Below are 847 nucleotides of genomic sequence, written 5' to 3'. Positions count from 1 at the left end.
GGCCGTTCCCTGCGAAAGTGGGCATGGGCCGCTCTCATGACCGGCGGTCTCGGGAGGCAGGACTTTGAATAGCCGGCAGGATGGTGGCAGCAACAGGCTGGACGATGCGGCACGCGCCGGCTGGCTTTATTATGTTGCCGGCAACACACAGGACCAGATCGCTTCGACGCTTGGCATCTCGCGGCAAACGGCGCAGCGGCTGGTATCGCTGGCGGTGTCGGAGGGCTTGATCAAGGTTCGCGTCGACCATCCGATCGCCAACTGCCTCGATCTGGCGGCACGGCTGAGATCGCGCTTTGCGCTCGATCTGGTCGAAGTGGTGCCGAGCGACCCCAACTCGTCCTCGACCACGATCGGCATCGCCGAGGCGGCTGCCGCCGAGATCGAGCGACGGTTGCGTTCACCGACCCCGATCGTCATGGCGATCGGCACCGGGCGCACGCTGAAGGCGGCGATCGAGCAGCTGCCGCCGATGGAATGCCCGCAGCACAAGGTGGTGTCGTTGACCGGCAACATCTCGCCGGACGGCTCGGCCGCTTTCTACAACGTCATCTTCACCATGGCCGACAGGGTCAAGGCGCGTTCGTTTCCGATGCCGCTGCCGGTCATCGCCTCGTCGCCGGAGGAGCGCGAGATGCTGCTCAACCAGCCGATGATCCAGCCGACGCTTGCGCTTGCCGCCGAGGCTGACGTCACCTTCATCGGCATCGGCGACCTCGGCCCCAAGGCGCCGCTCTACGAGGACGGCTTCATTTCGGAGAGCGAATTGAAGGCGCTGCAGAAGGCCGGGGGCATCGCCGAGATCGTCGGCTGGGTGTTCGATAGGGAAGGCCGCATGATCGAGGGC

1 protein-coding gene is annotated in these 847 nt (G+C 65.4%); it reads left to right on the top strand.

Going from position 1 to position 847, the window contains the following annotated elements; genetic code table 11:
• Positions 1-64: 64 nt before the first annotated feature.
• Positions 65-847 (top strand): sugar-binding transcriptional regulator (locus tag EN969_RS33335; protein WP_164758764.1); only part of this gene is annotated, 783 nt, incomplete at its 3' end.

Source organism: Mesorhizobium sp. M7A.F.Ca.CA.003.01.2.1, from assembly GCF_003998945.1.
Classification (GTDB): Bacteria; Pseudomonadota; Alphaproteobacteria; order Rhizobiales; family Rhizobiaceae; genus Mesorhizobium; species Mesorhizobium ciceri.
Note: the sequence above shows the minus strand (reverse complement) of the source record. Positions and strands in the feature narration are given on the sequence as shown.